We start from the raw sequence: 25,497 nt of genomic DNA on the forward strand, positions 1-25,497 counted from the left end.
ACATAAAAAAAGCAGACCTTATCGGGTCTGCTTTTGCTTTATAGTACTATAAGACTATCCTAAGAATGCCTTAATCTCATCTGTGATAAACTTGATTTGCTCTTCGTCTAACTCAGTGTGCATCGGTAAAGAAAGAACCTCTTGTACCAACTGATTAGTCACTGGGAAATCAGCCTCATTATAACGAGGATCTAAATATGCTTTCTGATTGTGTAACGGTATTGGGTAATAGATAGCACATGGGATACCTTTACCTTGTAAGTGTGCTAATAATGCATTTCTATCAGCATTCACGATACGCAATGTATACTGGTGGAACACGTGGCTATTCTCATCTCCTACTACTACTGGAGTAACGATATTAGGGTGATTAGCTAAAGCAGCAGAATACATCTGAGCAGCAGTACGTCTAGCTACATTATAAGCATCTAGATTAGGTAACTTAGCATTTAACACAGCAGCTTGGATACTATCTAGACGAGAGTTCACTCCTACTACATCGTGGTGGTAACGCTCATACATACCGTGATTCACTATTCCTCTTAGCGTATGTGCTAATGCATCATCGTTAGTGAAGATAGCTCCACCATCACCATAACATCCTAAGTTTTTAGATGGGAAGAATGAAGTAGCAGCTACATGTCCGATAGCACCTGTTTTTACCACTTTACCATCAGGATAAGTATAATCTGCTCCGATACCTTGTGCGTTATCTTCGATCACATATAAGTTATGCTTCTCAGCTAGCTTCATGATAGCGTCCATATCAGCAGACTGTCCGAATAAGTGTACTGGTACGATAGCTTTAGTTTTAGGAGTAATCGCTTTTTCGATTGCTTCTATCGAAATATTGAATGTATCAGGACATACATCTACTAATACAGGAGTTAATTGTAATAAAGCGATTACCTCTACAGTAGCTGCAAAAGTAAAGTCAGCCGTGATTACTTCATCACCTGGTTTTAAACCTAATCCCATCATAGCGATCTGAAGAGCATCAGTTCCATTAGCACATGGTATCACGTGTTTAACTCCTAAATATTGCTCTAAGTTTGCCTGAAATGCGTGTACTTGTGGTCCGTTGATAAAAGCAGAAGATTCTAATATTTCTTGAATCGATTGATTCACTTCTTCTTTAATTCCTTCATATTGACCTTTCAAGTCAACCATTTGAATTTTTTTCATTCTAATTGTCTTTTATATCTTTTGAACTATTCATATAATTACCAACAAGTTACCTATATAAATAGCACTTAATTTCGATATTAGTTATCACTACAAAAATAATAAATTCTTTGCGCCAAAGCTCAAACTTTATCAAAAGAAACGTAATTTCGCTCAATAAAGATTTACCTATGTTTTTCCTATATAATATACTGACCTATATTTCTATATTCTTCATCCGTATTATCGCGCTGTTCAACAAAAAGTTAGGCTTATTCGTTGCAGGGAGAAAACAATCTTTTCAAATCTTAAAAGACAATATACTTTCTACTGATAAAGTGTTCTGGATACATGTAGCTTCGTTAGGCGAATATGAACAGGGGCTTCCTGTCATGGAGCAACTAAAACAGAAGTACCCTACGCATAAGATAGTGCTTACCTTCTTCTCTCCTTCTGGATATGAAGTGAAGAAAAACAATACTATCGCTGATGCCACATTATACTTACCTATGGACACACTAGCGAATGCTAAAAAGTTCTTAGCCTTATGTCATCCAGAACAAGTATTCTTTGTGAAATATGAATATTGGCCTAATTATTTAAATCAATTGCGTCAACAGAATATCCCTACCTATTTAGTATCAGGGATACTAAGACCAGATCAAGTATTCTTTAAATGGTATGGAGGGTTCTACAGAACAGCATTAAAGGCATTTACATACTTCTTTGTTCAGAATGAAGTATCTAAGATACTTCTAAATCAATTGCAATATAACAATGTAGAGATAGTAGGTGATACGAGATTCGATAGAGTATCTCAGATATTAGAACAGCACAATGAATTGGCATTTCTAGAAGCCTTTACCTTAAATAAAATGGCGAAGACTATCGTCATCGGTAGTTCATGGCCAGAAGATGAAAAGATTCTAGCCAATTATATCAACAATACACAAGATAATTCTATCAAGTTTATCTTTGCGCCACATAATATCAAAAAGGATCAGATAGATAATCTCGTTCAAAACATAAAGAAACCAACTGTACTGCATAGCCAACATCAAGAGAAAGATCTTAGCCAGTACTCTGTCTATATAATAGATGCCTACTCTATATTGACTAAAGCTTATAGTTATGCAGATATTGCCTATATAGGAGGAGGTTTTGGAGCAGGTATTCACAATATCCTAGAAGCCGCGACCTATGGAGTGCCTGTTATTATTGGTCCAAATTATAAAAAGTTCCAAGAAGCTAAGGATTTGATAACATTAGGTAGCTGTATAGTAGTAAATTCACAATCAGAATTAGACCAAATCTTTGATGAATTATTATACAATGACGCTAAAAGAATCGAATTAGGTAAAACAAGCAATCATTTTATCCTTAAAAATAAGAATGCTACAGAAAAAATAATGAAGCATATACACTAAAAGTAAAAAGGTAAGTAATCAAAGTGGTTACTTACCTTTTTTATATGAATTAATAATTATACTAGTCGTGAACTTTTATATTAAAAGTCTACTCGATCGGATTTTAATCCCGATGTACCAATATAAGACAAAATATTGATTACTGCAACACCACAATCACTAATTATGATTTTTTCAACACACTAATTCTCTTTTTTGTGTTCTCACACACCTTTTTTTCGCATTAGAAACTACTTTTTTGAAAAGATAACACCTCACACAAGACAGGGTACAGTCTCATACCAAAATGGTGCTATATAGACATAATTCCAGCAACACTTAGATACATCACTACAAATTCTACTCCTTATATATACATAGTAGTATAGTTATCTTATTTCTCCCTCTAAACACACCTCTCTATCTATAAGATAAGGTAACTCCACTCCTTACTTACATTCTATCACATAGGTACTTATAATGAGTTTCAATAGAAATGAGTCCGTAGTGAGTCCGTAGTGAGTCCGTTATGAGTCCGTAGTGAGTCCGTTTTTTTGACAGTTTTAACGGAGTCAATACAGACAGATTACTTTCTTAGTATACTAATATTACGAACCACTATACTCCAACAGTACTATCGCGTATTAACATATTTCGATTTTAGCGTTCCCATGTAATATTGTATCTTGCCAGCGAATTCAATTCTAACTAACACTTTTATGAATAAAAAGATTAAAAATCTATTTAAGGCACTTGTAGTATTGGTAGCTTTACCTATCTATGCACAACAAGGTGGGATGTGGATTCCTTCTCTGCTAAAGGGAATGAATGAAACAGAAATGAAAAGCCTTGGAATGAAGATGTCTATCGAAGATATCTACGATGTGAACCAATCTAGTATGAAAGATGCTGTCCCTCACTTCAATGGTGGGTGTACTTCTGAAGTTATCTCTTCACAAGGTCTTTTACTAACTAATCACCACTGTGGGTATGGACAGATCCAAGCACACTCTTCTGTAGAGAATGATTACTTAGCTAACGGGTTCTGGGCTAAATCTATGGCTCAAGAGCTACCTAACGAAAACTTAGAAGTTACTTTCATCGTTCGCATAGAGGATGTGACTAAAGAAGTAATGGCCGGTGTAGTAGCTAAAGATTCTGAAATAGAAAAACAAGCTAAGATCCAAAAAAACATTACTACAACTGTAGCTAAATTCCCTAAAGAAAAATGGCAAGACAATAAGATTAAATCTTTTTATGAAGGAAACCAATACATCTTATTCGTAACAGAGACTTTTAAAGATGTACGTCTAGTAGGTGCACCACCATCATCTATTGGTAAGTTTGGTTCTGATACAGATAACTGGGTATGGCCACGTCACACAGGTGACTTCTCTCTATTCAGAATATACGCTGACAAAGACAATAAACCAGCAGCATACTCAAAAGATAATGTACCTTACCGTCCTAAGCACTTCTTCCCTATCTCACTTAGTGGTGTAGAAGAAGGTGACTTCACTATGGTATTTGGTTACCCAGGTAGAACACAAGAGTACTTACCATCTTATGCAGTAGAACAAATCGTAAACGATCTAAACCCTGTAAGAATCGGTATCCGTGATAAAGCACTTAAGATCACTGATGAGTTTATGCGTGCAGACCAAGCAATCAAGATTCAATATGCTTCTAAATATGCTAGCACAGCTAACTATTGGAAAAAATGGATCGGAGAAAGCCAAGGTTTAAAAAAGACGAACGCTGTACAAGCTAAACAAGATTTCGAAAAAGACTTCATCGCAAGAGCTAAGAAAAATAAAAACACTAAAGCTTATGCTGATATCCCTGCTAAGTTCGAAAAACTTTATGGAGATATTAAACCTTATGCTATTAGCAAAGATTACTTCGCTGAAGTAGTACAACGCAATGCTGAACTTCTAGCTGCGGCTTGGAGAGTATATGCTTTAGAGACTTATGCGTCTAACGAACAAGCATTCAACAGCAGACGTGAGAACTTAATCAAAGGTCAAGACAAGTTCTACAAAAACTATAGCAAGGCAGTTGACGAAAAAGTATTCGAGGCTATCGTAGAAATGTATGCAAAAGATGCGCCTAAACAATTCTTACCTAAAGAATTAAACGGAGCTAACATCTCAGCTATCACTAAAGATATCTATGCGAATAGTAAATTAACTACTTACGCAGGACTACAAGAATTATTAAAAGGTAATGCTGATCAAGTAGTGAAAAATATCAACAACGATAAAGGATACGCTTTTGCTAAAGCACTAATCGAAAACTATATTCAGAATGTATTACCTAAATACGAAGAATTAGAAAGAGAAATAGCTGCTTTACAACGTACATTTATGAAAGCTCAGTTAGACTTATATCCTGATGCTAGAATATTCCCTGATGCTAATAGTACACTACGTGTTACTTATGGTAAAGTAGATGGGTACTTCCCTAAAGACGCTACGTACTACGAACCTGTAACTCACTTAGAAGGTATTATGGAGAAATATGTACCTGGTGACTATGAATTCGACGTACCTGCAAAATTAGTAGATCTATATAATAAGAAAGACTACGGACAGTATGCAGATAATGGTAAATTACCTGTGAACTTCATCGCTACTAACCATACAACTGGAGGAAACTCTGGAAGTCCAGCTATCGATGCAGAGGGTAATCTAATAGGGTTAAACTTTGACCGTGTTTGGGAAGGAACGATGAGTGATATATACTATGATCCATCTATTTGTCGTAACATTATGGTAGATGCTAGATACATTTTATTCATTATAGATAAGTTTGCAGATGCAAAACATCTAATTGAGGAGATGAAATTAGTAGAACCTAAGAAAAACAAGTAATTAAAACACTGGCTTACAACAACTTATTGATTAAAAAAAAATATTCAAAAAAAGTTTTGCGAACCAAAAAATTCATATATTTGTCACGAATTAATAATTAACTTTTATAATTTAGTAAGATGAAAAAAATCGCATTAAGCATCGCTTTAGTAGCAATGATGGGAGTATCTTTCGTTTCTTGTAAAGAAACTGCAAAAGAACCAGCTGTAGAAGAAACAACAACTGAAGAAGTAGTAACTGAGGAAGCTCCAGCTACTGAAGAAGTTGCTCCAGAAGCTACAGAAGAGGCTACTACTGAAGAAGCTCCAGCTACTGAGGAAGCTCCAGCTACAGAAGAAGCTGCTAAATAATTTTAGCAAAACTGTTCATAAAAAAGACCCTGCTAGGCAGGGTTTTTTTATATCTATACTTTTCTAAGTTACCATCTATCCCATATATCATACATCACTGTATCACCTACAATTACTATCCTTCTTACTTCATTAGTTTAGCTATTAGATATAAAAAAAGCATCCATTAAAATGAATGCTTTGATATAGATTTTACTCTAGTAAGTTATACTAATATACGTTGCATTGATAGCAGTTCTTCTAATAGTGTACGTTCATTAGATAATCGTGGTACCTTATGCTGTCCTCCAAGTTTATTGTTATTCTTTAGCCAATCATAGAATAGATTCTTACGAGCACTGTGTAATACTAATGGATTTAAAGTCATATTATTCGTACGCTTAGCCTCATAATCAGAGTTGAGAGCTTGTAGATTCTTGTCTAGTACTTCACTGAACAATTGTAAATTGTCTGGAGCTTTACTGAACTCTACTACCCATTCGTGAGCACCTTTCTCTTTTCCTTCCATAAATATAGGTGCTACCGTGTACTCAGCTACCTCAGCATTCAATTCAATACAGGTCTTTGCTAGTGCTCTGTCTGTATTCTCTATCATCAGCTCTTCACCGAATACATTGATAAAATGTTTAGTACGTCCTGTTATTTTAATACGGTAAGGTAATAGACTAGTAAAGCGCACAGTATCTCCGATTAAGTATCTTACTAATCCTGCATTAGTAGTGATCACTAATGCATAATTCTTACCTATCTCCACTTCTGATAATGGAATTATCTTTTGATTAGAAGTTCCGAAAGTATCCATAGGAATAAACTCATAGAATATTCCGTAATCTAACATTAATAATAATTCATTACAGTCATTCTGATCTTGGATAGCAAAGAAACCTTCAGAAGCATTATAGATCTCATAATATCTAAATCGATCACTAGGTAGTAGCTTTTTATATTGATCCTTATAAGGCTCAAAACTAACTCCTCCATGGAAATAAACCTCAGCATTAGGCCATAGTTCTAATAAATCTCCCCTACCTGTCTCTTGTATAATGCGATTTAATAACACCAACATCCACGAAGGTACTCCTGCAAAACTAGTTACGTTCTCATTCCTTACTTCCTTAATAATTGCATTCATCTTGCTCTCCCATTCAGACATCAGTGATGTCTTGTTACTAGGAGTACTGCTTAACTCTGCCCAAAAAGGCATATTATCAATTAAGATAGCCGATAGATCTCCAAAGAAAGTATTCTTGTCTTCATAAAGTTGTTTACTTCCTCCTAACCTTAAGCTCTTCCCGGTAAATAACTGTGAATCCTCATTATTATTTAAGTATAAACACAGTAAGTCTTTTGCTGCTTTATAATGACAGTTTTCTAATGCTTCATTACTCACAGGTATAAACTTACTCTTTGCATTAGTAGTTCCACTTGACTTAGCAAACCAACGAATAGGTTCTGGCCAAAAGATATTATTCTCTCCTTGACGAGCACGTTCTATATAAGGCTCGAACTCCTCGTACTTAAATAAAGGCACTCTCTCTGCAAAGTCTCCATAGCTCTTTATACTATCGTAGCCAAACTGCTTTCCCAAGATTGTCTTCTCATTTGTCTTCATTAAATTCAAAAACAAGTCATTTTGTACTTCATTTGGATATTTTCTAAATAGATCTATCTGGTGAATTCTCTTCTTCAATATCCAAGAAGCGATAGAATTAATAATTGTGAATGCCATATCTTATTAATTAGTCAAGTATCTAATCTTTTCATTATGAAAAGTTAGTAATTACAGTCGTAAATGTTTTTTCGTACTTTTACAACTTACCCAAAAATAACAATTTTATCTATGCAATACGAAGGAGTTTTAAACAAAATGCAGACGGAATTTAACACCCCTATTGAATACTATTTAGTATTTAAAAGCAACTTCATCAATATAAATCAGATTCTTGACAGAAACATAAAGATTGAGTTTACAGGATATGAATGTTTAAACTGTGGACAGCACAAAAAAATATTTAGACAAGGCTTTTGTTATGAGTGTTTTTACTCTAGTGCACAAGTAGGTGATTGGATCATGAGACCTGAGTTAAGTACAGCTCACCTAGGGATAGAAGATAGAGACCTAGAGTATGAAACAAAGGTGCAGATACAGCCTCATATTGTATATCTAGCTGTAGCTAGTGATGTAAAAGTAGGAGTAACTAGAAAAACACAAGTACCTACTAGATGGATAGATCAAGGGGCTTCTAAAGCAATAGAGATAGTAGAAGTACCAAATAGATACTTAGCAGGAATCACTGAGGTAGCTCTAAAAGATATGTTTACAGACAAAACGAATTGGAGAAAGATGCTACAGAATGAAGTACTAGAAACAAACTTAGAAGAAATAAGAAATTCTCTAAAAGAGAAACTACCAGAAGAAGTAAGACCTTACTTTGATCAAACTGACTCTTCTATCTTTAATCTAAATTACCCTGTCATACAATTCCCAACAAAGATAAAAAGTCTTAACCTTGATAAGACTCCTTCTTATGAAGGTAAGTTAAAAGGTGTCAAAGGACAATATCTACTATTCGAAGATGGTACTGTATTTAATATCCGTACTTATGAAGGATATATGGTTAATATCGAAGTGATCTAATAACATATATAAAAAAAACGAGCTCCCTTAATTGGAGCTCGTTTTTTTTATACTATTCTGTTTCTTCTGTCTTTTTCTTTTTACCGAAAAGCCCTTTTAAGCCTTCGCTAATTTTGTTGACTGTTTCTTCAGTTTCATTTTTCTTTGTCACATCCTCCTCATTTGGAGTATTGTTTTCCTTTTTACCTCCTAAGATATCTAACAATGCATCTTTACCTTTTCCTACTAATTGATTCTTCTGTTCTTCTAAGATTTCATTTGTAATATTCTTTACTACATCAGCCATATTAGCAGACACCTTTGGGTTGGTAAAGTCACCTGTTACCCCTACTTTCACAGGTATTGCATCAAACTTATTACTAGATTTAGGCCCTAAAGCAGTCAATGCATTAGCAACGTCATTACCTAATAATTTAGCTGGTACTTTAAAGTCCAAAGCATAATTAAGACTTTGATCAAAGCCATGCTCTCCTGATACAGTCACTGCTAAGTCTTTTGTTTTTATATCAAAAGGTTTAAACTGCACACGTCCATTATTAAAAACAATGTGCATCTTTTTATTACTCAAATCTAGATTCTTCAAATCAATGAAGTTCAACGCTCCATCTAATGAAGATAGTAGTTTAGAATTCTGAGCATTAATACTAGCATTCGCTAAATCACCTTTTATATCACCTGACATTGTATTTAAGTCTGGTGATAAATCTGCTGCATTTAACTTTCCTTTCATCACTACAGCTGCATTTACTTTCCCTGACATCACATTAGCAATAGGTGCTACAGCTTTTAAAAACCCTAAATCAGTAAAAGTCTGTTTGATATCTAAACTTTGTAGTCCTAAGTTCATATCAAATGTAGGTATAGCTTCTTTTGTAGATACATTCCCTCCGAATGCTATTTTCCCACCAAAAAGATCTGTTGACATATTCTGAAGACGTGCAGCTTCATCTTTAATCACTAATGTTCCTTTTACATTCTTAAGTGTTAGATCATCGTATACTACTGTCTTTGCATTTGCATTAATTGTACAATCTAAGAACCCTGGAATCTTTAATGGATCAGATGCTTTTGTTGTAGTTGATTTCTCTTTCTTATCTTCTGCTTTCGCAGTGTCTTCTTTTAATAAATCAGCTAATACAAAATTATTAGAGTTTAAATTAAAGTTTCCTTTTAAGGTCTGCTTCTTAAATAAGAACCCATATAGATTATCTAACCTTCCGTCTGCATTTAGATCTGAAGTACCTGTTTTTATAGCAAGTTTATTTAGCGTAACATTACTTGTATTAAAAGTAAGAGCTGCCTCTTGTATCTGCATTGGCTTAGCCATCGCATCTGTACTAAAATTAAAGCCTGTCAAAGATACACTACCACTGTTTTTTATATTTTGATATTGTTCTTTCTCTACAGAGTTCATATCAAAATTAGTAGCTACTTTCGCTTTTAATATCCCTGTCAGTGGTGTATCTAGTTTCACAGGATATGCTTTAGATACATTTGCCAAATTAATAACTCCATCAAAATTCGCATCTACTAATGCATTCTCGCTAATGTTCTTAATCTTTGCTTTCGCATTGAATATATCTTGATCTATCTTAAATGACAATTGGTTAATATCTACATATAGATCTTTCATTATCCCCGTCTCATTCATCACATTAATATCTAATAGAATATTCTGAACTGCTTTAGGAAGATCTGGATACTTAAAGGAAGCATTCTTTGCATTCATATGAATAGCTAGTGTAGGAATAGTCGTTTCTGTCATTTTACCTTTTACTTTTCCTTCTACTTTAAAATCACCTGATGTAGTCACCCCTTTTAGATTACCCGCATAAGCTTCTGGTATTAATCCTAAGAAGTTTTTAAAGTCTGAGTCAGGAGTAGCAAAACTCAAATCAAACTGCTGTCCGTCTTCTAATAACTGCACTGAACCATCAAATGCTAATGGCAACTGATTAATCAATGCTTTATTCTCTTTAAATGAATACAATTGATTCGTCATATCCATTCCGATTAAAGCTTTCAGCGATAAGTTTACCTCATTCAGAAACTTAGTATCCTCCATTACAAACGAAACTTTTGCTTTAGACTCTGTATCTAAATCCAGTATATCATCTGATAGATTACCTGTCCCTTGGTGATAAAACTCGTTAATAGTAAACATCATCTTACTCCCTAAATCTTTATACGTTAAGTTTAGATTGTCTATCTTATAATGATTTAAAGCTAAAGAGAATGGATCCTTATCAGAAGAGTCTTCATCCTCTTCATCCTCTTTTTTTAATGCTATATCATAGTTAGCTACCCCTTGTTCATTCACTATCACGTTAACCTTAGCATTTTCTACTAAGATATCTTCTATACTCATAGGCTTATCCGCCCCATTGAATAACTCCATAATAGACATCTTTAGCCCTATCATTTTGGCAGACACTAACGTATCTCCATCGAATGGCGCCTTATTCACAACAGCCAAATCCTTAATCACTACTGTTGCCTTAGGAAAGTTACGTATAAAGCTCAGGTCTACTTTCTCGAATGTCACCTTCGCATTTAAGTTGTCATTAATAGTTTTAAGTACTAAATCTTGTATTTTTCCCTTAAACAAAATAGGTGTTAGCATTAGTAAGATAAACAATCCCAACACTATACCTCCTGTCCATTTTAAAACCTTTTTATTCATAACTTTTCATTTTATTACAAAATAACAAAAAAAAAGAGTTATCCCTAGTCTAAAAGGATAACTCTTTATTCGATATTAATCAATTTATGTCTTCTTTAACGAAAGCATAAATTTGACTATAACATTATCTTATTACTACTCTATTTTTACTTCAAAAGGCAATATTGCTTGTACACCTCTCATATTGTTGAAATAGTTAAGTCTCTCTATCATTTCATAGTTAGCTTCACCTATCTTTTCTTTGATTAGCTCTTCTTCTGATTTAAATACAGAAGCACCTAGATACCCTCTAAGCATATCTTCGAACTTCATTTTATACTCTGGGTAGTTTACTACTTTATAATCGTCTATCTCTACCTTTTTAGCAGCATAAGCGATAGCTGTATCTAATCCTCCTAGTTCATCTACTAATTTATTTTCTAGTGCATCTTTTCCAGTCCACACTCTACCTTGCGCTAATTCGTTTACTTGTTCTACTGTCATCTTTCTTCCATCAGCTACTCTCTGAACGAATGTCGTATATACATCCTCTATGCCTTCTGTCACCATCATTCTAAAGCCTGGATCAACATCTCTAAACGGACTATAGTTAGCCGCATTATCATGTGTCTTCACTTGCTCTGCATTTACTCCATACTTTGTAGCTAATGCTTTAAAGTTCGGAACCATACCGAATACCCCTATAGAACCTGTAATCGTACCTGGATCTGCGAAGATTCTATCTGCATTACTAGAGATATAATACCCTCCAGATGCAGCTACATCTCCCATAGAAACAATCACTGGTTTCACTTTTTTAGTCAACTCTATCTCTCTCCAGATTAACTCAGAAGTCAGAGCACTACCTCCAGGGCTATTTACTCTAAGTACGATAGCTTTTATCTTATCATCCTTTCTTGCTGCTTTTAGAGCACGGTTGATAGATCCTTCACCGATATAGCTTACGCTACCTTCACCATCTCTAATCTCCCCTTGTGCATAGATTACTGCAATACGATCTTTAGCTGTTTTTGCACTATTTTTCACAATCACATCTTTAACGTAATCTAAGATATCTACGCTATTATAATCTTTATCTCCTTCTACTCCTAATTCATGTTTAATCGCTGCATGGTACTCGTCCTCATAAGCTACTTTATCCACTAATCCCGTTTTTAAAGCTAATTTAGGTGTTCTAGCTCCTAGATTATTTGCTATACCGTTTAAGCTATCTACAGATATCTTTCTGCTCTTAGAGATATCGTTAACTAATGTTTCCCAAATAGACTTTAAGAACACTGTTGTCTGCTCTCTATTCGCCTCGCTCATGTTTTCTTGTAAGAATGGTTCTACAGCACTTTTATATTTACCGTGTCTCATTACTTCCATTTGTACTCCCGTTTTATCTTGTAATCCTTTTAAGTAAAGAATCTCTGTAGACAATCCCTTAAAGTCTAACCCACCTACTGGATTAATATAAATAGTATCTGCAATAGAGTTTAAATAATATTCTCCTTGTGAATACACATTAGCATACGCCAATACGAACTTACCTGTTGCTTTAAACTCTTCTAGTTTATTTCTAATCTCGCGTTTCTGTACTACTCCTAGCATAGAGTTATTATTCAGAATAGAGATCCCTTTAATACGATCATCTGTCTTCGCATACTCTATAGCTGCTAGTACGTCAGACACACCATCTTTTCCAGCTTCTCTAAAGCCGAATTCCTTCATATTATATTTACCTGCATAATCATATTTCACACCAGATAAATCTAAATTAATAACTGAACTATCTTTTACTGTAACAGTATCAGAACTACTTCCCATAGCTACACCGATGATCATCAGTCCAAAAAATAATATTCCGAAGAATATAAACAGACCTACTATCGTAGCTAAAACATTTCTTAAAAACCTCATATTAAAAACAATTTATCTTATTAGTATTCAAATTATAAAAAAAGTTACAGATTATACCCGTAAATTTGCATTATTAACTGATACAAAAGTAACGATTATTCAATTTTCTTTTATTTACTTTGCCCCATGTTTACGCAAAATCAAATAGTATTATCAATAGGTTCTAATCAAGGAGATAAATTATCTAACATAGAGAAATCTATCGAACTGATTAACAAGCATATTGGTACAGTCATAAAAATATCACCTATTTACGAATTTCCTGCTTGGGGTTTTGAGAGCGATCCTTTCTTTAATTGTGCTGTATTATTACACAGTACGCTAAAAGCTGAAACGGTTATTCTAAAGGTACTCGAAATAGAACAAGTACTAGGTAGAATACGTCCACAGCATACAGTGGGGTATAGTGCTAGACTGATAGATATCGATATTATCTCTTTTAACCAAGAAGTGTATAATACTGATAACCTATCTGTACCTCACCCCTTGATGCAAGACAGACAGTTCGTACTACAGCCATGCGCAGATCTAAACTTAGAATGGGCACACCCTATACTAAAGCAAAGTTTCAAAGAATTACTGAATAGCTGTAAAGATAAAACATCTTTTAAGATAGTAGGAGAGATAAAAAGTCCAATTCTTCAATATGGCTTTACTCATGTAAACTTTATCGCCATAGAAGGAAATATAGGTGCTGGTAAGACAACTTTAACCAATCGTATATCAGAGGACTTTAATGCAAAGAATATCCTAGAAGGTTTTGCGGACAACCCTTTCTTGCCTAAGTTTTACAAAGATGCTACGAGATACGCATTTCCATTAGAGATGTCATTCTTAGCAGACAGATACTCACAGTTATCTGATGATTTAGCACAGTTTGACCTTTTTAAAGAGTTTATCATTGCTGATTATTATATCTACAAGTCTATCATCTTTGCTCAAATCACTTTAGAAGAAGACGAGTTCAAGCTGTATCAGCAGATATTTGAGATTATGTATAAAGAAACTCCTAAGCCTGATCTATATGTCTACCTATATCAGAACACAGATCGCTTATTAGAGAATATACAGAAACGTGGTCGTTCTTACGAAAGTGAAATCCCAGGTACTTACTTAGATCAAGTGAACCAAGGTTATTTTAACTATATCAAGACAATGCCTGCAGACAAAGTGTTGATCATCGATATATCAGACTTAGACTTCGTAGCTAATCAAGAAGATTATATCTACATCTTAGATAAGATTCAACATAAACTAGTGAAGCATGACGAATAAACTATTTATGACCATGCTAGGAGTCACTCCTCCAGGACGTCATATAGAACAGCATGATATCTACTTCGGTATAGGCACACAGATGAAAGACCTCATCCCACAGATAGTTGACTTTTGGCCAGAAGCAGGACCTAAACTACACGTAGATGCATGGAGAGAAGTAACGTCTGTACAAGGTCATCACATAGAAGTAGTCTCTAGAGAAGCATACCTACCTAATGATCTAAAGTTATTCTTTATCAATCTAGGCGGTTATAAACCAGGTATTTTTGACGAGTTTCACCAGACGTGTCTAGTAGTCGCTAATAGTCAGAAAGAAGCTATCCAGTATGTAAAGAGTACAGCCTTCTATGAAGAGTATAACCTGCCTCCGAGAGGATATAGTCACGTAGATAATAAGTATGGTCTAGATGTAGATGATATCTATGAGATGGACGAAATCTTAAATGAAAATTTAAAACAGCAATACGCTATCAAAATAACTCCTTCTATAGAACCTCTAACAGATGATCACATAGAACTAGGGTATATGAAGCTAAGCAGTTTCTAACTATAAAGAACGTCCCATGATAGTATATCATGGGACGTTCTTTATTTACTTACTTTGGAGTATGACATAATCAAGTAGCTCTCCTATTATAATCACTAATACTGAGAATGTGAGCATCCCTAGAACATAAGCAAAGAAAGCTTTCAAATAACTCTTTATACGTTTCACTTCAAAGAACTGACCTATTCCCCAAGTACAATAGAGCACTCCTACCACTCCTGCAATAGCCATTAAATTAACCTTTACTATCCCTTGTATTATAGCAAATACAGAAAATATCAACATAGACATTCCTGTCACAAAGCACAATAAAATTAATATCTCAAATAAATTAAAAGAGTGTTTTTTAAATAACACCTTAGCCCATACCGCTATAAACACTCCTATAATTATATTCATATACCCTGAATGAGTGTCTCCCCATAGAAATATACTATCTGCCACTCCTCCACCTCCTGAATGATGGTAAGAAACAAAACTCTCTATGTGAAAATAATGAGCAATAAGGGAATAAATAAGAGAAGCTATAATAATGAATATAATAGGCTTTACTAATTTACTTCTATCCTCAGTAATATACTTCTGAACTGTAATACCTGGTTTTAGCAATAGTTCTTTTATAGTATAGAATATACCCTTCTCAACGTGTAAAACGTGGCTTATCTCATGCAAAACATAGTGACTATCTATTCTCTTTAGCTTAATTGATTCTCCACAATCAGGACAATATCCTGTTGATAAATCTGTATGAGACGTTTTACAACTCATGATTTTCTGTATATTAAGTTCAGTTATTTTATATAGTCACTACATAGTGACTAAGGAAACAAATATAATAAAATCACTTAATTCTCAAATACAAAAAAAGCCTTCAAAGAGATCTCTTTTGAAGGCTTTTGCACTTGTATATTAAAAATTTACATCTATGAAGACATCATTAAACTTTAGCGAACTGTACTTCAGCGAATAACTTAATATCCTCACCTACTAACACTCCACCTGTTTCTAAACCAGCATTCCAAGTCAGTCCAAACTCTTTACGGTTAATCTTAGATTCTAAAGACAGTCCTATCTTAGTATTTCCCCATGGGTCTACTAGTACTCCACTATATTCCGCATTAAATGCCACCTCTTTTGTCTCTCCTTTTATCGTTAGCATACCAGTCACTACATAGTAGTTATCTGTTTTCTTCTGAATAGAAGTAGAAGTAAACACGATATCTTGATAAAGTTCTGTTTCGAAGAAATCTGCACTTTTTAGGTGAGTATCTCTATCTGCATTATTTGTATCTATAGAAGCTACCTTAGCTGTAAATGATATTTCTGAAGTTTCGAATGTTGCATCTACATTCTTAATTGTTGATGTGAAGTCATTAAACTTACCTGATACATTCGTAAACATCATGTGTTTTACTTTAAATCCTATTTCAGAATGTGTAGGGTCGATATTCCAAACTGTATTTGTCATAATAATTCTATTTTTTAAGGTTATAACCACTGTCTTATCAGTAGCGTTTTGTATGAGACAAATGTATAACCATATACACCCTCATACACTTAACCTAAATTAAGAACGTATATAACTACATTTATTCTTCCTCGAACTGATCTTCTACAGATTGAAATATTTTATCTAATAATCGAGGGATTTGGATATGTTCTCCTGCTTCTAGACGAGAGACTACTAAGCTAATCGGAAAAATAACGACCTCTGTATCCTTATACTGTAAGGCGTACTCATAACCTAGGTCACCTTCTACACCTACCCATTCAAAATCGATATAATAATAACGAAGTAACGCCCCGAATAACAATCCTAACTTACCTAGATATTCTTTATCCTTTAGATCAAAGCACTGCTCATCGAATAACCACTGAAGTATGTCCAACGCCTTACCAGAATCAAATACGGATTTTAACTCATATTGATTGGCTCCTAAGAGCGTACTTACACTAGACTCTATAAACTCGAGCTCTTCAGGAGTCAAGGCTTGACTACTATGATCTTCGTTAAGGACTATTCCTACATATTCTATCATCTGTACTGCCTCTTCTAGATAGTCTCTTGCTAACTCAGAATTTACATCTGACTGACTGATGAATAACTGTAGCTCAAAGCGTACATTGTTATACAATACAGAATACTCATAGATATGTAGATCTTCTAGCTCTAGCTCTGTCATATAATAGAACTTATCTCCTACTTCCTTTACCTCCTCTTCTATATGACTCGCTTCAGTAGTAAAGTCTTCTAACACCTGCTCGAAGTCAAAGTCCTCTCCTCCTACTGTCCTTATATCATACACAGAGATATAAGGTAGATAGCTCACTCCGTCTTTAGTCAAGATAAATCCTCCATAATCTGCTAACTCTACATCATACTCATCAGGTATTACCAATACTAACTTCTCTACTCCTAAATCTATATATTGCATACGCTTTACTTATTATCCTTAGATAAATATACCTTTTTTATTGTAGTCACAAAAGTTATATTATCATCTTATAAAAAAAGCTAACCATTACGTTAGCTTGTCTATTTTAGTCTTCTTCTTTCAGTATTTTATAGCCGTTAGGGTACAGCATATTCACTATCCCCTTAAACACCTGATCAGGTACCTGCTGAGCATTACTGCTATAAGCGATAGATACTTCATCATCGGGATTATATACTAGCATCGTATGCGTCCCTAGTGTGTCTCCACCATGCCCGTAAAAACTTACATTATCATAAACTAAATGCATTATACCTCTACCAAATTTACCTTCTATCTTTTGGGGCAACATTGATTCTAACGAGGCTGATGTAATTACTTTACCATGAAATAAATTATAAATAAAGATATTCAACTCTTTAGTCGTCGTGGTCAAATCTCCCACCCCTATAATATTCATCGGGTTGATGTCTATCATTTCTGCCCATTGTCCGTGTTTGAATTGATATGGTTTATGTACATAGATAGGCATCAATTTAGCAGAATATGTACTTTCTAACCTCAATGGATTCACGATATACTGATTGACTAATAAATGATAAGGTTTATCAGTCACCTCTTCTATTATTTTAGTCAATAGATAATAAGCCGAATTAGAATATGCTCGATCTGTATCAGGAGTGAACTTCACTCCTTGTTCTTTAATCAAGTTTAATATCTCCTGTTCTGTCACTTTCTCTGTCACCCACACTTCTCCATTTTTGACTACATAGCTCCCTAGTCCACTACTGTGATCTAGCAGATTCTTAATCGTGATACGATCAGCATTGGGCATATCTGGATAGAAGTCAGATAACTTAGTGGTCAACTCTAATTTGCCCTCTTCGATTAACTTAAATATAATCACAGCAGTATAAAGCTTAGTCACCGATCCTATCTGATACATCTTATTCTCATCAGACGAGGTATCGGGTAAATTCTCTTGTCCAAAGTTTTTATGATAGACTTCTACTCCTTTTTTAAAAATAGAGAGGCTGCCTGCTTCTGTATTATTCTTAGACAATTCGTTTAAATAATGATCTAACTTATATCCTTTTATTTCTTGTCCAAATACAACAGAAGATAACATCATCACAAATAATAGTATCTTGGTGTTCATCCTAATCGTTTTAATGTATTATCATTAATTAGTAGCTATCACACTACGACTGTTACAGTTATATATAAGTCAAAAGAAAGTCAATCTCTTGATGACTATTCTTATTAATAATTATACTCTAGTCGGGTGTACCCTTTATCACGCTCTATACCAGTCTCTATATGCTGTACCACTTCCTCCATTAAGGCTATAACATTGATCTCTACCTCATCTTCTATGCGCTTAGTAATCATCGTAATCGGAAAACATTGCAAGGCGTAATCTTGATACTGTAACGCCAACTCTCTGCCATACTGATCATGTACCACTATCCAATGAAAATCACTGTATCTATACTGAAAACAAGCTCCGAACAAGATACCTAGTGCCTGATGATATTCATAATCATTCACGGCATACTCTCTTAGATTCAGTATCTCCTGTAACTTCGTTATAGCGTCACCACTCTCGTGATAAGCCTGAAGGTCTTCTGACTCTATACCTAATACTTTAGCCGACGCTGTCTCTAGATGTACTAGGTCATCATACTTAGGTTCTAGTAATGGAAACTGTAGAGAAGATAGACTATCTATACTTCTGATCATCTCCTCTATCTCTTCTAGATAGACAGCTACCTCATCACTCCCTCTATCCTCCTTATTTACAATCAATGATGCTATGACAATATCATCACCATACATCACCTCGAATATATGCATATACAGCTCCTCCTGATCTTCATTATCATAAGAGAAATAACTTTTTCCTTTATACGTCACTGCCTCTGTATTCCTCTGATGAGCTTTATCCTTAAAGTCTTGAAGAAGGGCTTTCTGTGTCACTCCCTCAGCTCTCGTAAAAGAGATAACACTAAATCTAATCAGAGGTTCGTCATCATGTTCCCCTCTATATAGTATCACAGTACTATCCCCATCATTACAACTATAATAATGACTCGGCCCTTTTACAATGGTCTGTCCACTTCCTATTTCGAATACCTTCATTATTTCTCTTTTATTTATCTCAAAGATATTATTTAGTCCATTACTATAACGTGATAATATCATTAAATTATACATATTACCCTGCCCTCATTTGGTTATTTTGGCTACTTATGACCATGCTTTCTCTAGCTTATTATCATTCTTAAGTCAATGAAATTCAATATTTATACAAATGTTGTTCGGATACAGTTTTGCTATCCTTCGGTAAAAAGGTGTTTTTCCGAGCAAAACCAATGCTTTACCCAAATACTACCCGAACGATTCTAGTTAAAAACAAAATAAACAACTATATATCAACCAATTAATATAAATCATATTCTCCATACAAGGGCAATAACTCCATGATCACTCATTATCTCCACTAGAGGGCATTATAGGTCAATAATTTCTGTTATATAGACATAAAAAAAAGCTACTTCGTATAGAAGTAGCTCTTCGCTATATAAATATTGATAAGATATTACATCTGTTGGAATAAGTCCCAGATTACAATCCCTGCACTCACAGAGATATTTAAAGAATGCTTCGTACCTAGCTGCGGAATCTCGATCACTCCATCACTTAAGTTTACCACCTCTTGATTAACTCCTTTTACCTCATTACCGAATACTAATGCATATTTCGCTCCTTCTGTCACCTTAAAGTCATTTAGCATCACGCTATTCTCTACTTGCTCTACAGACTGTACAGATACACCACTCTCTTTTAATGACTTCACTACTTCTACTACATCCTTAGCATATTCCCACTCTACAGTTTCGGTAGCTCCTAGAGCTGTTTTGTGTATTTCTTTATTTGGAGGGGTAGCGGTGATACCACATAGATATACTTTCTCAACTAAAAAAGCATCGCACGTTCTGAATACAGACCCAATATTATGTAAACTTCTTACATCATCTAAAACTACAATAATAGGTGTTTTCTCAGAAGCTTTAAACTCTTCTACATTTTTACGATCCAATTCGCTATTGGCTAATTTACGCATGACTTAAAAATTTTAGCAAAAATACTATTTATCAAATGGATTACTCTCATCTAGGTTTTATTTTTAACTAATTATACCTTAATCAATATTATTACACACAATAAAAAAGCAATAGTATTCAAATATAACACACTCGATATTACACTTTTAAAACAAAGATTGCATCAAGTAGTGCTCCCTTTCTTCCTATACAATGGCTAACTTTGTTATAAACCAACAAAGCCACACCACCATGACTAAAAAACTACTCAATCAGCTGGCTCTGCTCACCATACTAAACAATATTGTCTTTGTGGTGATATATCAAGGGTCCCTTATTGCTGACTTTGCTCAGAGCCCTCAATACATACATTTGGTCGAATTGGCATGGATACTATGTCTAACAGGGCTTATTATCTTCCCTACAATTATCTGTACGTTATTAGAATCAAAACAAATCAGTGTTCAAAAATTCCCAATATTAGCTATTGCTCTATCCTTTATCTCTATTATATTTTTTGCATTTGCTAGTATTCCATAATTTTAAACTTGATATAGACTGAAATCTGTAATAGTTTTATTTCACATTGTTTTTGACGATTTTTTAACACTATTACATTCTTTTCATCTGTATAAAAAACAGAAACAAGATATTATTGCAATATCAAATGAGAGTTCCTACCTTTGCACACTCATAAAAAATCTATGGTAAGAACTCTCATAACTAGAATTATAACATCCCCAGTCATTATCTATACAACCAGATGCTTTATCGGGTTTTATATCGGATACCTGCTATTCTTAAAATATCCGAACTATGAAATCCTGTGGACTTTAATCTCGATTATGCTAGTTATCTCACCAGAAGGTCAGAATTCTAAAAAGCTATCTGTAGAACGATTTAAGTCAAATCTAGTGGGGTCTGCTGTCGGTTTAGTTTGTTTAGAAATCCATCCTAACCCTGATTTCTATATTGGTTTATTAGGTGTGTTCCTAACAATCATGACCTGCTACCTATTCAAGATATTAAATATGGCTCGCGTAGCCTTAGTAGCCCTTATCATTATACTTGTACAGCCACATACGGCTAGCTCAGTAGAGGCTACTCCCCTGTTTAGATGCTTAGCAGTGACCTTAGGGTGTGTGATCGGTCTGACGATAACAGTACTTACCTCTATGATCATACGCAGGCTAAAAAGATATTATGGCATACCGCTCTCTTAGAAGTTCATTAAGCAAATAGCGTTTGTAAAATGTATCTGTTATATTTGTAATTTGAAACACAAAACTACATTATGACTGCTAAAGCGAAAGCACCTAAGGAAACTCCATTAATGAAACAATACAACGATATAAAAGCCAAGTATCCTGATGCTTGTCTATTATTTCGCGTAGGAGATTTTTACGAGACATTCGGTGAAGACGCTGTCAGAGCATCTAAAATATTGGGCATTACATTAACCAAACGAAGTGCAGGTACAGCTAGTGAAACAGAATTAGCAGGTTTTCCTCATCACTCGATTAATGTTTACCTACCTAAGTTAGTCAAAGCTGGACTAAGAGTAGCTATCTGTGACCAGCTAGAAGACCCTAAAACAACTAAAACTATTGTCAAAAGAGGCGTTACTGAGTTAGTAACACCTGGTGTTGCCTTAAACGATGAAGTGTTACATTCTAAATCTAACAACTTCTTATGTGCAATACACTTTGCTAAAAAGACAATCGGTATATCATTCTTAGATGTTTCTACAGGAGAGTTTTTGACCACTGAAGGAGATCAAGATTATATAGATAAACTACTACAGAACTTTGCCCCTAGTGAGATTCTAGTACAGAAGAGTAATAAGACACACTTCTTACAGAACTACGGGACTACTTATAATCTATTCTTACTAGATGACTGGGTATTCAAGACTGACTTTGCATTTGAGTCTTTGACTACTCATTTTAAAACTAATTCCCTAAAAGGTTTTGGGGTAGAAGATTTAGTAGAAGGGACGATAGCCTGTGGAGCGATACTATATTACCTATCAGAGACACAGCACACTAGACTAGAGCATATCTCTAATATACAGCGTATCGCTGAAGATGCGTATGTGTGGATGGATCGTTTTACGATCAGAAACTTAGAGCTATACAACAGTGCTAACCTGAATGCGATAACGTTATTAGATGTGATAGATAAGACCTTATCTCCTATGGGAGGTCGTCTACTGAAGCGTTGGCTAGCATTACCACTGAAGGATACTAAGAAGATTACGGATAGACATAATATCGTAGAGATACTAAAAGAGAACAGTGAACTCCTAACACTCTTCCAAACCCAAATAAAGAAGATATCTGACTTAGAACGATTAATCTCTAAGATCGCTACTGGTAAGGTATCTCCTAGAGAGCTAATCTATCTGAACGATTCTCTAGATGCTATTATTCCGATCAAGGAGACTGCCCAAAAAAGTAGTAATGATTCTCTAAAACAAATGGGGAATACACTACATGGGTGTGAGCTACTTAGAGAAAAGATCAGAGGTACCATCAATGAAGATGCTCCTGTAGCGATAGCAAAAGGAAATGCAATAGCAGAGGGTGTACACCCAGAGTTAGACGAACTGCGCAAGATCTCTACTTCTGGTAAGGAACTGCTAGAGGCTATGGAGATCAGAGAGAGTGAGAAGACAGGTATTCCATCGCTTAAAATATCGTTTAACAACGTATTCGGGTACTATATAGAGGTTCGTAATACGCATAAAAACAAAGTACCTGCAGAGTGGATTAGAAAGCAGACGCTAGTGAATGCAGAACGTTATATCACGGAGGAGTTAAAAGAATACGAAACTAAAATACTAGGTGCAGAAGAGAAAATCTATAAGCTAGAGAACGAATTGTTCGAACAGTTCGTAGCTTGGTGCGCCCAATATATCAAACCTGTACAGCTAAATGCTAATCTTATCGCACAGCTAGACTGTCTGAGCTCTTTCGCTCAACAGGCTCTTGAGAATAACTATGTAAGACCACTGATAGATGACTCTTATGAACTAGATATAAAAGATGGTCGTCACCCTGTGATCGAGAAACAACTAGCGTATGACACACCTTATATCACGAATGATGTCTATCTAAACAATAAGGAACAACAAATCATCATGATCACTGGACCTAATATGTCTGGTAAGTCTGCTATCCTTAGACAGACAGCACTTATCGTGTTGTTAGCTCAGATGGGAAGTTTCGTTCCAGCTAGAGAAGTACGCATGGGGCCAGTAGATAAGATATTCACACGTGTGGGGGCATCAGATAATATCTCGATGGGAGAATCAACTTTCATGGTGGAGATGAACGAGACAGCCTCTATCTTAAATAATATCTCTGATAGAAGCTTAGTTCTATTAGACGAAATCGGAAGAGGTACTAGTACCTACGATGGTATCTCTATAGCCTGGGCTATCGCAGAGTACCTACACCAGCATCCTGGCAAGCCTAAGACCCTATTCGCTACTCACTATCACGAGCTCAATGATATGTCTCAGAACTTCGACGGAATAAAGAACTATAACGTCTCTGTCAAAGAACTTAAAGACAATGTGCTATTCTTGAGAAAACTAGTTCCTGGTGGTAGTGCACACAGTTTTGGTATTCATGTGGCGAAGATGGCAGGTATGCCTACTACAGTTCTAAAACGCGCTGAAAAGATGCTAAAACAACTAGAAAAAGGACATGCTAAAGATCAACAACCACTGAAAGCAGTAGAAAATGATCTACAACTAAGTTTCTTTAATCTAGATGATCCTCTATTAGAAGAATTAAAAGAAGATATCCTTGCTATAGATGTCAATAATATCACGCCAATAGAAGCGATTATGAAGATAAATGAATTAAAGAAAAAACTAAAATAATATGAAGAAGGAAGCTCGAATGAGCTTCCTTTCTCTTTTTTGGTAAAAACCTTTGTAAAAAGGCATGAACACAGGCTTTGTAAATCAATGAGTTAAAAAATATCTTTGTTTTTTAGCTGCTTTTTATTTGGATAAACAAAAAAACGTTCTATATTTGCACTCGCAATACAGAAGTAAAGCGAAGTTCTTAAAAAAACATTATGCGAAAATAGCTCAGTTGGTAGAGCGCAACCTTGCCAAGGTTGAGGTCGCGGGTTCGAACCCCGTTTTTCGCTCTATATCACGCTCGAGTGGTGGAAGTGGTAGACACGCTGGACTTAAAATCCAGTGAGCAGTAATGTTCGTGCGGGTTCAAGTCCCGCCTCGAGTACATAATCCCAAGTTAACGCTTGGGATTTTTTTTTGCCCCTTTAGAAATGTCATCCCCTTAGATATTTCTACAAAAAGTAAATTTCTTTAATTTTGTTTCTTAATTGATATGAGTGCATTCGTAATTAGTTTAAAAGATAACGGAAAGTATAAGTACACTTTTGAACACAGAAGAGGTAAAACATTAATGACAAGTGTAGAGTATCCTAGTGTAGAAGCTATTCATTCTACTATATCGTTCCTTAGAACCAACTATGATTCTCTAAACTTCATTAAGTTTAAAACCCCATCAGGTAAGTCTTACTTCAGACTCGCAATAGACAAAAAGATCTATGCCAACAGTAGAAGATTTAATACCGAACTAAGATTCGAAAAGGCAATGGAGGAGATTAAGTCAAACTTTGCTAACGCTGAAATACTAGATTTATCTCTAGATATCTTTGGAAGTTTTCCTTCAGACGATATATTTGACGCAGAGTAAGTATAATCTAGTTATTATAAAAAACTGATTTACAAGACTCCATAGAATAGTTTTAAAAAAACTAAAAAAGTCTTTTTATTTAATGGAAAAACATTCTATATTTGCCATCGCAATCACGAAAAAACGTGTGCAGTCAATGCCAATTGAGCTCGAGTGGTGGAAGTGGTAGACACGCTGGACTTAAAATCCAGTGGGTAGTAATGCCCGTGCGGGTTCAAGTCCCGCCTCGAGTACAAAGAATCCCAAGCTAACGCTTGGGATTTTTTTTGTTATTAAAGTTATATTTATCAACTAGATCAGGATCAGTGACAAAAGTTGGGGACTAGGCAAAAAGTCTAGTTAATCTAAAAAGGAAAAACTTCTTATCTCTAA

General features: G+C 34.9%; 20 protein-coding genes and 3 tRNA genes. 13 read left to right on the forward strand and 10 right to left on the reverse strand.

What is annotated here, in order from left to right:
* Positions 1–54: 54 nt before the first annotated feature.
* Positions 55–1,185, reverse strand: coding sequence for a DegT/DnrJ/EryC1/StrS family aminotransferase (locus RT228_RS08860; RefSeq protein ID WP_006257280.1), 1,131 nt, complete (start codon positions 1,183–1,185; stop codon positions 55–57).
* Between the two features lie 170 nt (positions 1,186–1,355).
* Between RT228_RS08860 and RT228_RS08865 the strand changes: the two genes are divergently transcribed.
* From RT228_RS08865 to RT228_RS08875, 3 genes are all read left to right on the forward strand, one after another.
* Positions 1,356–2,591, forward strand: coding sequence for a 3-deoxy-D-manno-octulosonic acid transferase (locus tag RT228_RS08865; protein WP_006257281.1), 1,236 nt, complete (start codon positions 1,356–1,358; stop codon positions 2,589–2,591).
* A gap of 698 nt (positions 2,592–3,289) precedes the next feature.
* Positions 3,290–5,443 (forward strand): S46 family peptidase, encoded by a 2,154-nt coding sequence (locus RT228_RS08870; protein ID WP_025125339.1) that lies wholly within the window; start codon positions 3,290–3,292, stop codon positions 5,441–5,443.
* A 119-nt stretch (positions 5,444–5,562) separates the two neighbouring features.
* On the forward strand, positions 5,563–5,793 hold the full coding sequence (locus tag RT228_RS08875) for a hypothetical protein (protein ID WP_006257283.1): 231 nt from the start codon (positions 5,563–5,565) through the stop codon (positions 5,791–5,793).
* A gap of 205 nt (positions 5,794–5,998) precedes the next feature.
* Here RT228_RS08875 and RT228_RS08880 read toward each other — a convergent pair whose 3' ends face one another.
* Complete coding sequence (locus RT228_RS08880) at positions 5,999–7,522, reverse strand: GH3 auxin-responsive promoter family protein (protein WP_006257284.1); 1,524 nt, start codon at positions 7,520–7,522, stop codon at positions 5,999–6,001.
* Between the two features lie 111 nt (positions 7,523–7,633).
* On the opposite strand from RT228_RS08880, the gene RT228_RS08885 reads away from it, so the two are divergent.
* The gene (locus RT228_RS08885) at positions 7,634–8,431 is read left to right on the forward strand and encodes a DUF2797 domain-containing protein (RefSeq protein ID WP_006257285.1); all 798 of its coding nucleotides are present in this window, start codon (positions 7,634–7,636) and stop codon (positions 8,429–8,431) included.
* Positions 8,432–8,483: 52 nt separating this feature from the next.
* Here the strand turns inward: RT228_RS08885 and RT228_RS08890 are convergent, their stop codons facing one another.
* Positions 8,484–11,114: an AsmA-like C-terminal region-containing protein gene (locus RT228_RS08890; RefSeq protein WP_058699294.1), complete on the reverse strand. Its 2,631-nt coding sequence runs from the start codon at positions 11,112–11,114 to the stop codon at positions 8,484–8,486.
* A gap of 135 nt (positions 11,115–11,249) precedes the next feature.
* Positions 11,250–13,016, reverse strand: coding sequence for a signal peptide peptidase SppA (gene sppA, locus RT228_RS08895; protein WP_041888982.1), 1,767 nt, complete (start codon positions 13,014–13,016; stop codon positions 11,250–11,252).
* A gap of 126 nt (positions 13,017–13,142) precedes the next feature.
* Between sppA and folK the strand changes: the two genes are divergently transcribed.
* On the forward strand, positions 13,143–14,291 hold the full coding sequence (gene folK, locus RT228_RS08900; protein WP_006257288.1) for a 2-amino-4-hydroxy-6-hydroxymethyldihydropteridine diphosphokinase: 1,149 nt from the start codon (positions 13,143–13,145) through the stop codon (positions 14,289–14,291).
* A complete protein-coding gene (locus RT228_RS08905) occupies positions 14,281–14,841 on the forward strand; it encodes a DUF1543 domain-containing protein (protein WP_006257289.1) in 561 nt (186 codons plus the stop codon). The genes folK and RT228_RS08905 overlap by 11 nt, the downstream gene beginning before the upstream one ends.
* Positions 14,842–14,886: 45 nt before the next feature.
* Here the strand turns inward: RT228_RS08905 and RT228_RS08910 are convergent, their stop codons facing one another.
* From RT228_RS08910 to RT228_RS08935, 6 genes are all read right to left on the reverse strand, one after another.
* A complete protein-coding gene (locus RT228_RS08910; RefSeq protein WP_016650190.1) occupies positions 14,887–15,609 on the reverse strand; it encodes a DUF3667 domain-containing protein in 723 nt (240 codons plus the stop codon).
* Positions 15,610–15,778: 169 nt separating this feature from the next.
* The gene (locus RT228_RS08915; RefSeq protein ID WP_016650189.1) at positions 15,779–16,309 is read right to left on the reverse strand and encodes a YceI family protein; all 531 of its coding nucleotides are present in this window, start codon (positions 16,307–16,309) and stop codon (positions 15,779–15,781) included.
* A 121-nt stretch (positions 16,310–16,430) separates the two neighbouring features.
* Positions 16,431–17,276, reverse strand: coding sequence for a DUF3806 domain-containing protein (locus RT228_RS08920; protein WP_016650188.1), 846 nt, complete (start codon positions 17,274–17,276; stop codon positions 16,431–16,433).
* Positions 17,277–17,382: 106 nt separating this feature from the next.
* Positions 17,383–18,435, reverse strand: a complete 1,053-nt coding sequence (locus tag RT228_RS08925; protein WP_058699293.1) for a serine hydrolase domain-containing protein — start codon at positions 18,433–18,435, stop codon at positions 17,383–17,385.
* 104 nt (positions 18,436–18,539) lie between these two features.
* The gene (locus RT228_RS08930; protein WP_058700023.1) at positions 18,540–19,481 is read right to left on the reverse strand and encodes a DUF3806 domain-containing protein; all 942 of its coding nucleotides are present in this window, start codon (positions 19,479–19,481) and stop codon (positions 18,540–18,542) included.
* A gap of 397 nt (positions 19,482–19,878) precedes the next feature.
* The gene (locus RT228_RS08935; protein ID WP_006257295.1) at positions 19,879–20,403 is read right to left on the reverse strand and encodes an RNA methyltransferase; all 525 of its coding nucleotides are present in this window, start codon (positions 20,401–20,403) and stop codon (positions 19,879–19,881) included.
* A gap of 232 nt (positions 20,404–20,635) precedes the next feature.
* Here RT228_RS08935 and RT228_RS08940 point away from each other — a divergent pair, with 232 nt between their 5' ends.
* From RT228_RS08940 to RT228_RS08970, 7 genes are all read left to right on the forward strand, one after another.
* Complete coding sequence (locus RT228_RS08940; protein WP_016650185.1) at positions 20,636–20,923, forward strand: hypothetical protein; 288 nt, start codon at positions 20,636–20,638, stop codon at positions 20,921–20,923.
* A gap of 164 nt (positions 20,924–21,087) precedes the next feature.
* Complete coding sequence (locus RT228_RS08945) at positions 21,088–21,606, forward strand: FUSC family protein (protein WP_058699292.1); 519 nt, start codon at positions 21,088–21,090, stop codon at positions 21,604–21,606.
* Positions 21,607–21,677: 71 nt separating this feature from the next.
* Positions 21,678–24,275: a DNA mismatch repair protein MutS gene (gene mutS, locus RT228_RS08950; RefSeq protein ID WP_058699291.1), complete on the forward strand. Its 2,598-nt coding sequence runs from the start codon at positions 21,678–21,680 to the stop codon at positions 24,273–24,275.
* Positions 24,276–24,477: 202 nt separating this feature from the next.
* Positions 24,478–24,550: transfer RNA gene (locus RT228_RS08955), tRNA-Gly, on the forward strand.
* 9 nt (positions 24,551–24,559) lie between these two features.
* Positions 24,560–24,645: transfer RNA gene (locus tag RT228_RS08960), tRNA-Leu, on the forward strand.
* A 108-nt stretch (positions 24,646–24,753) separates the two neighbouring features.
* Positions 24,754–25,125: a hypothetical protein gene (locus tag RT228_RS08965; protein ID WP_058699290.1), complete on the forward strand. Its 372-nt coding sequence runs from the start codon at positions 24,754–24,756 to the stop codon at positions 25,123–25,125.
* A gap of 147 nt (positions 25,126–25,272) precedes the next feature.
* Positions 25,273–25,358, forward strand: a tRNA-Leu gene (locus RT228_RS08970).
* Positions 25,359–25,497: the final 139 nt, after the last annotated feature.

This window comes from Myroides sp. (assembly GCF_032073645.1).
GTDB classification, from domain to species: domain Bacteria; phylum Bacteroidota; class Bacteroidia; order Flavobacteriales; family Flavobacteriaceae; genus Flavobacterium; species Flavobacterium odoratimimum.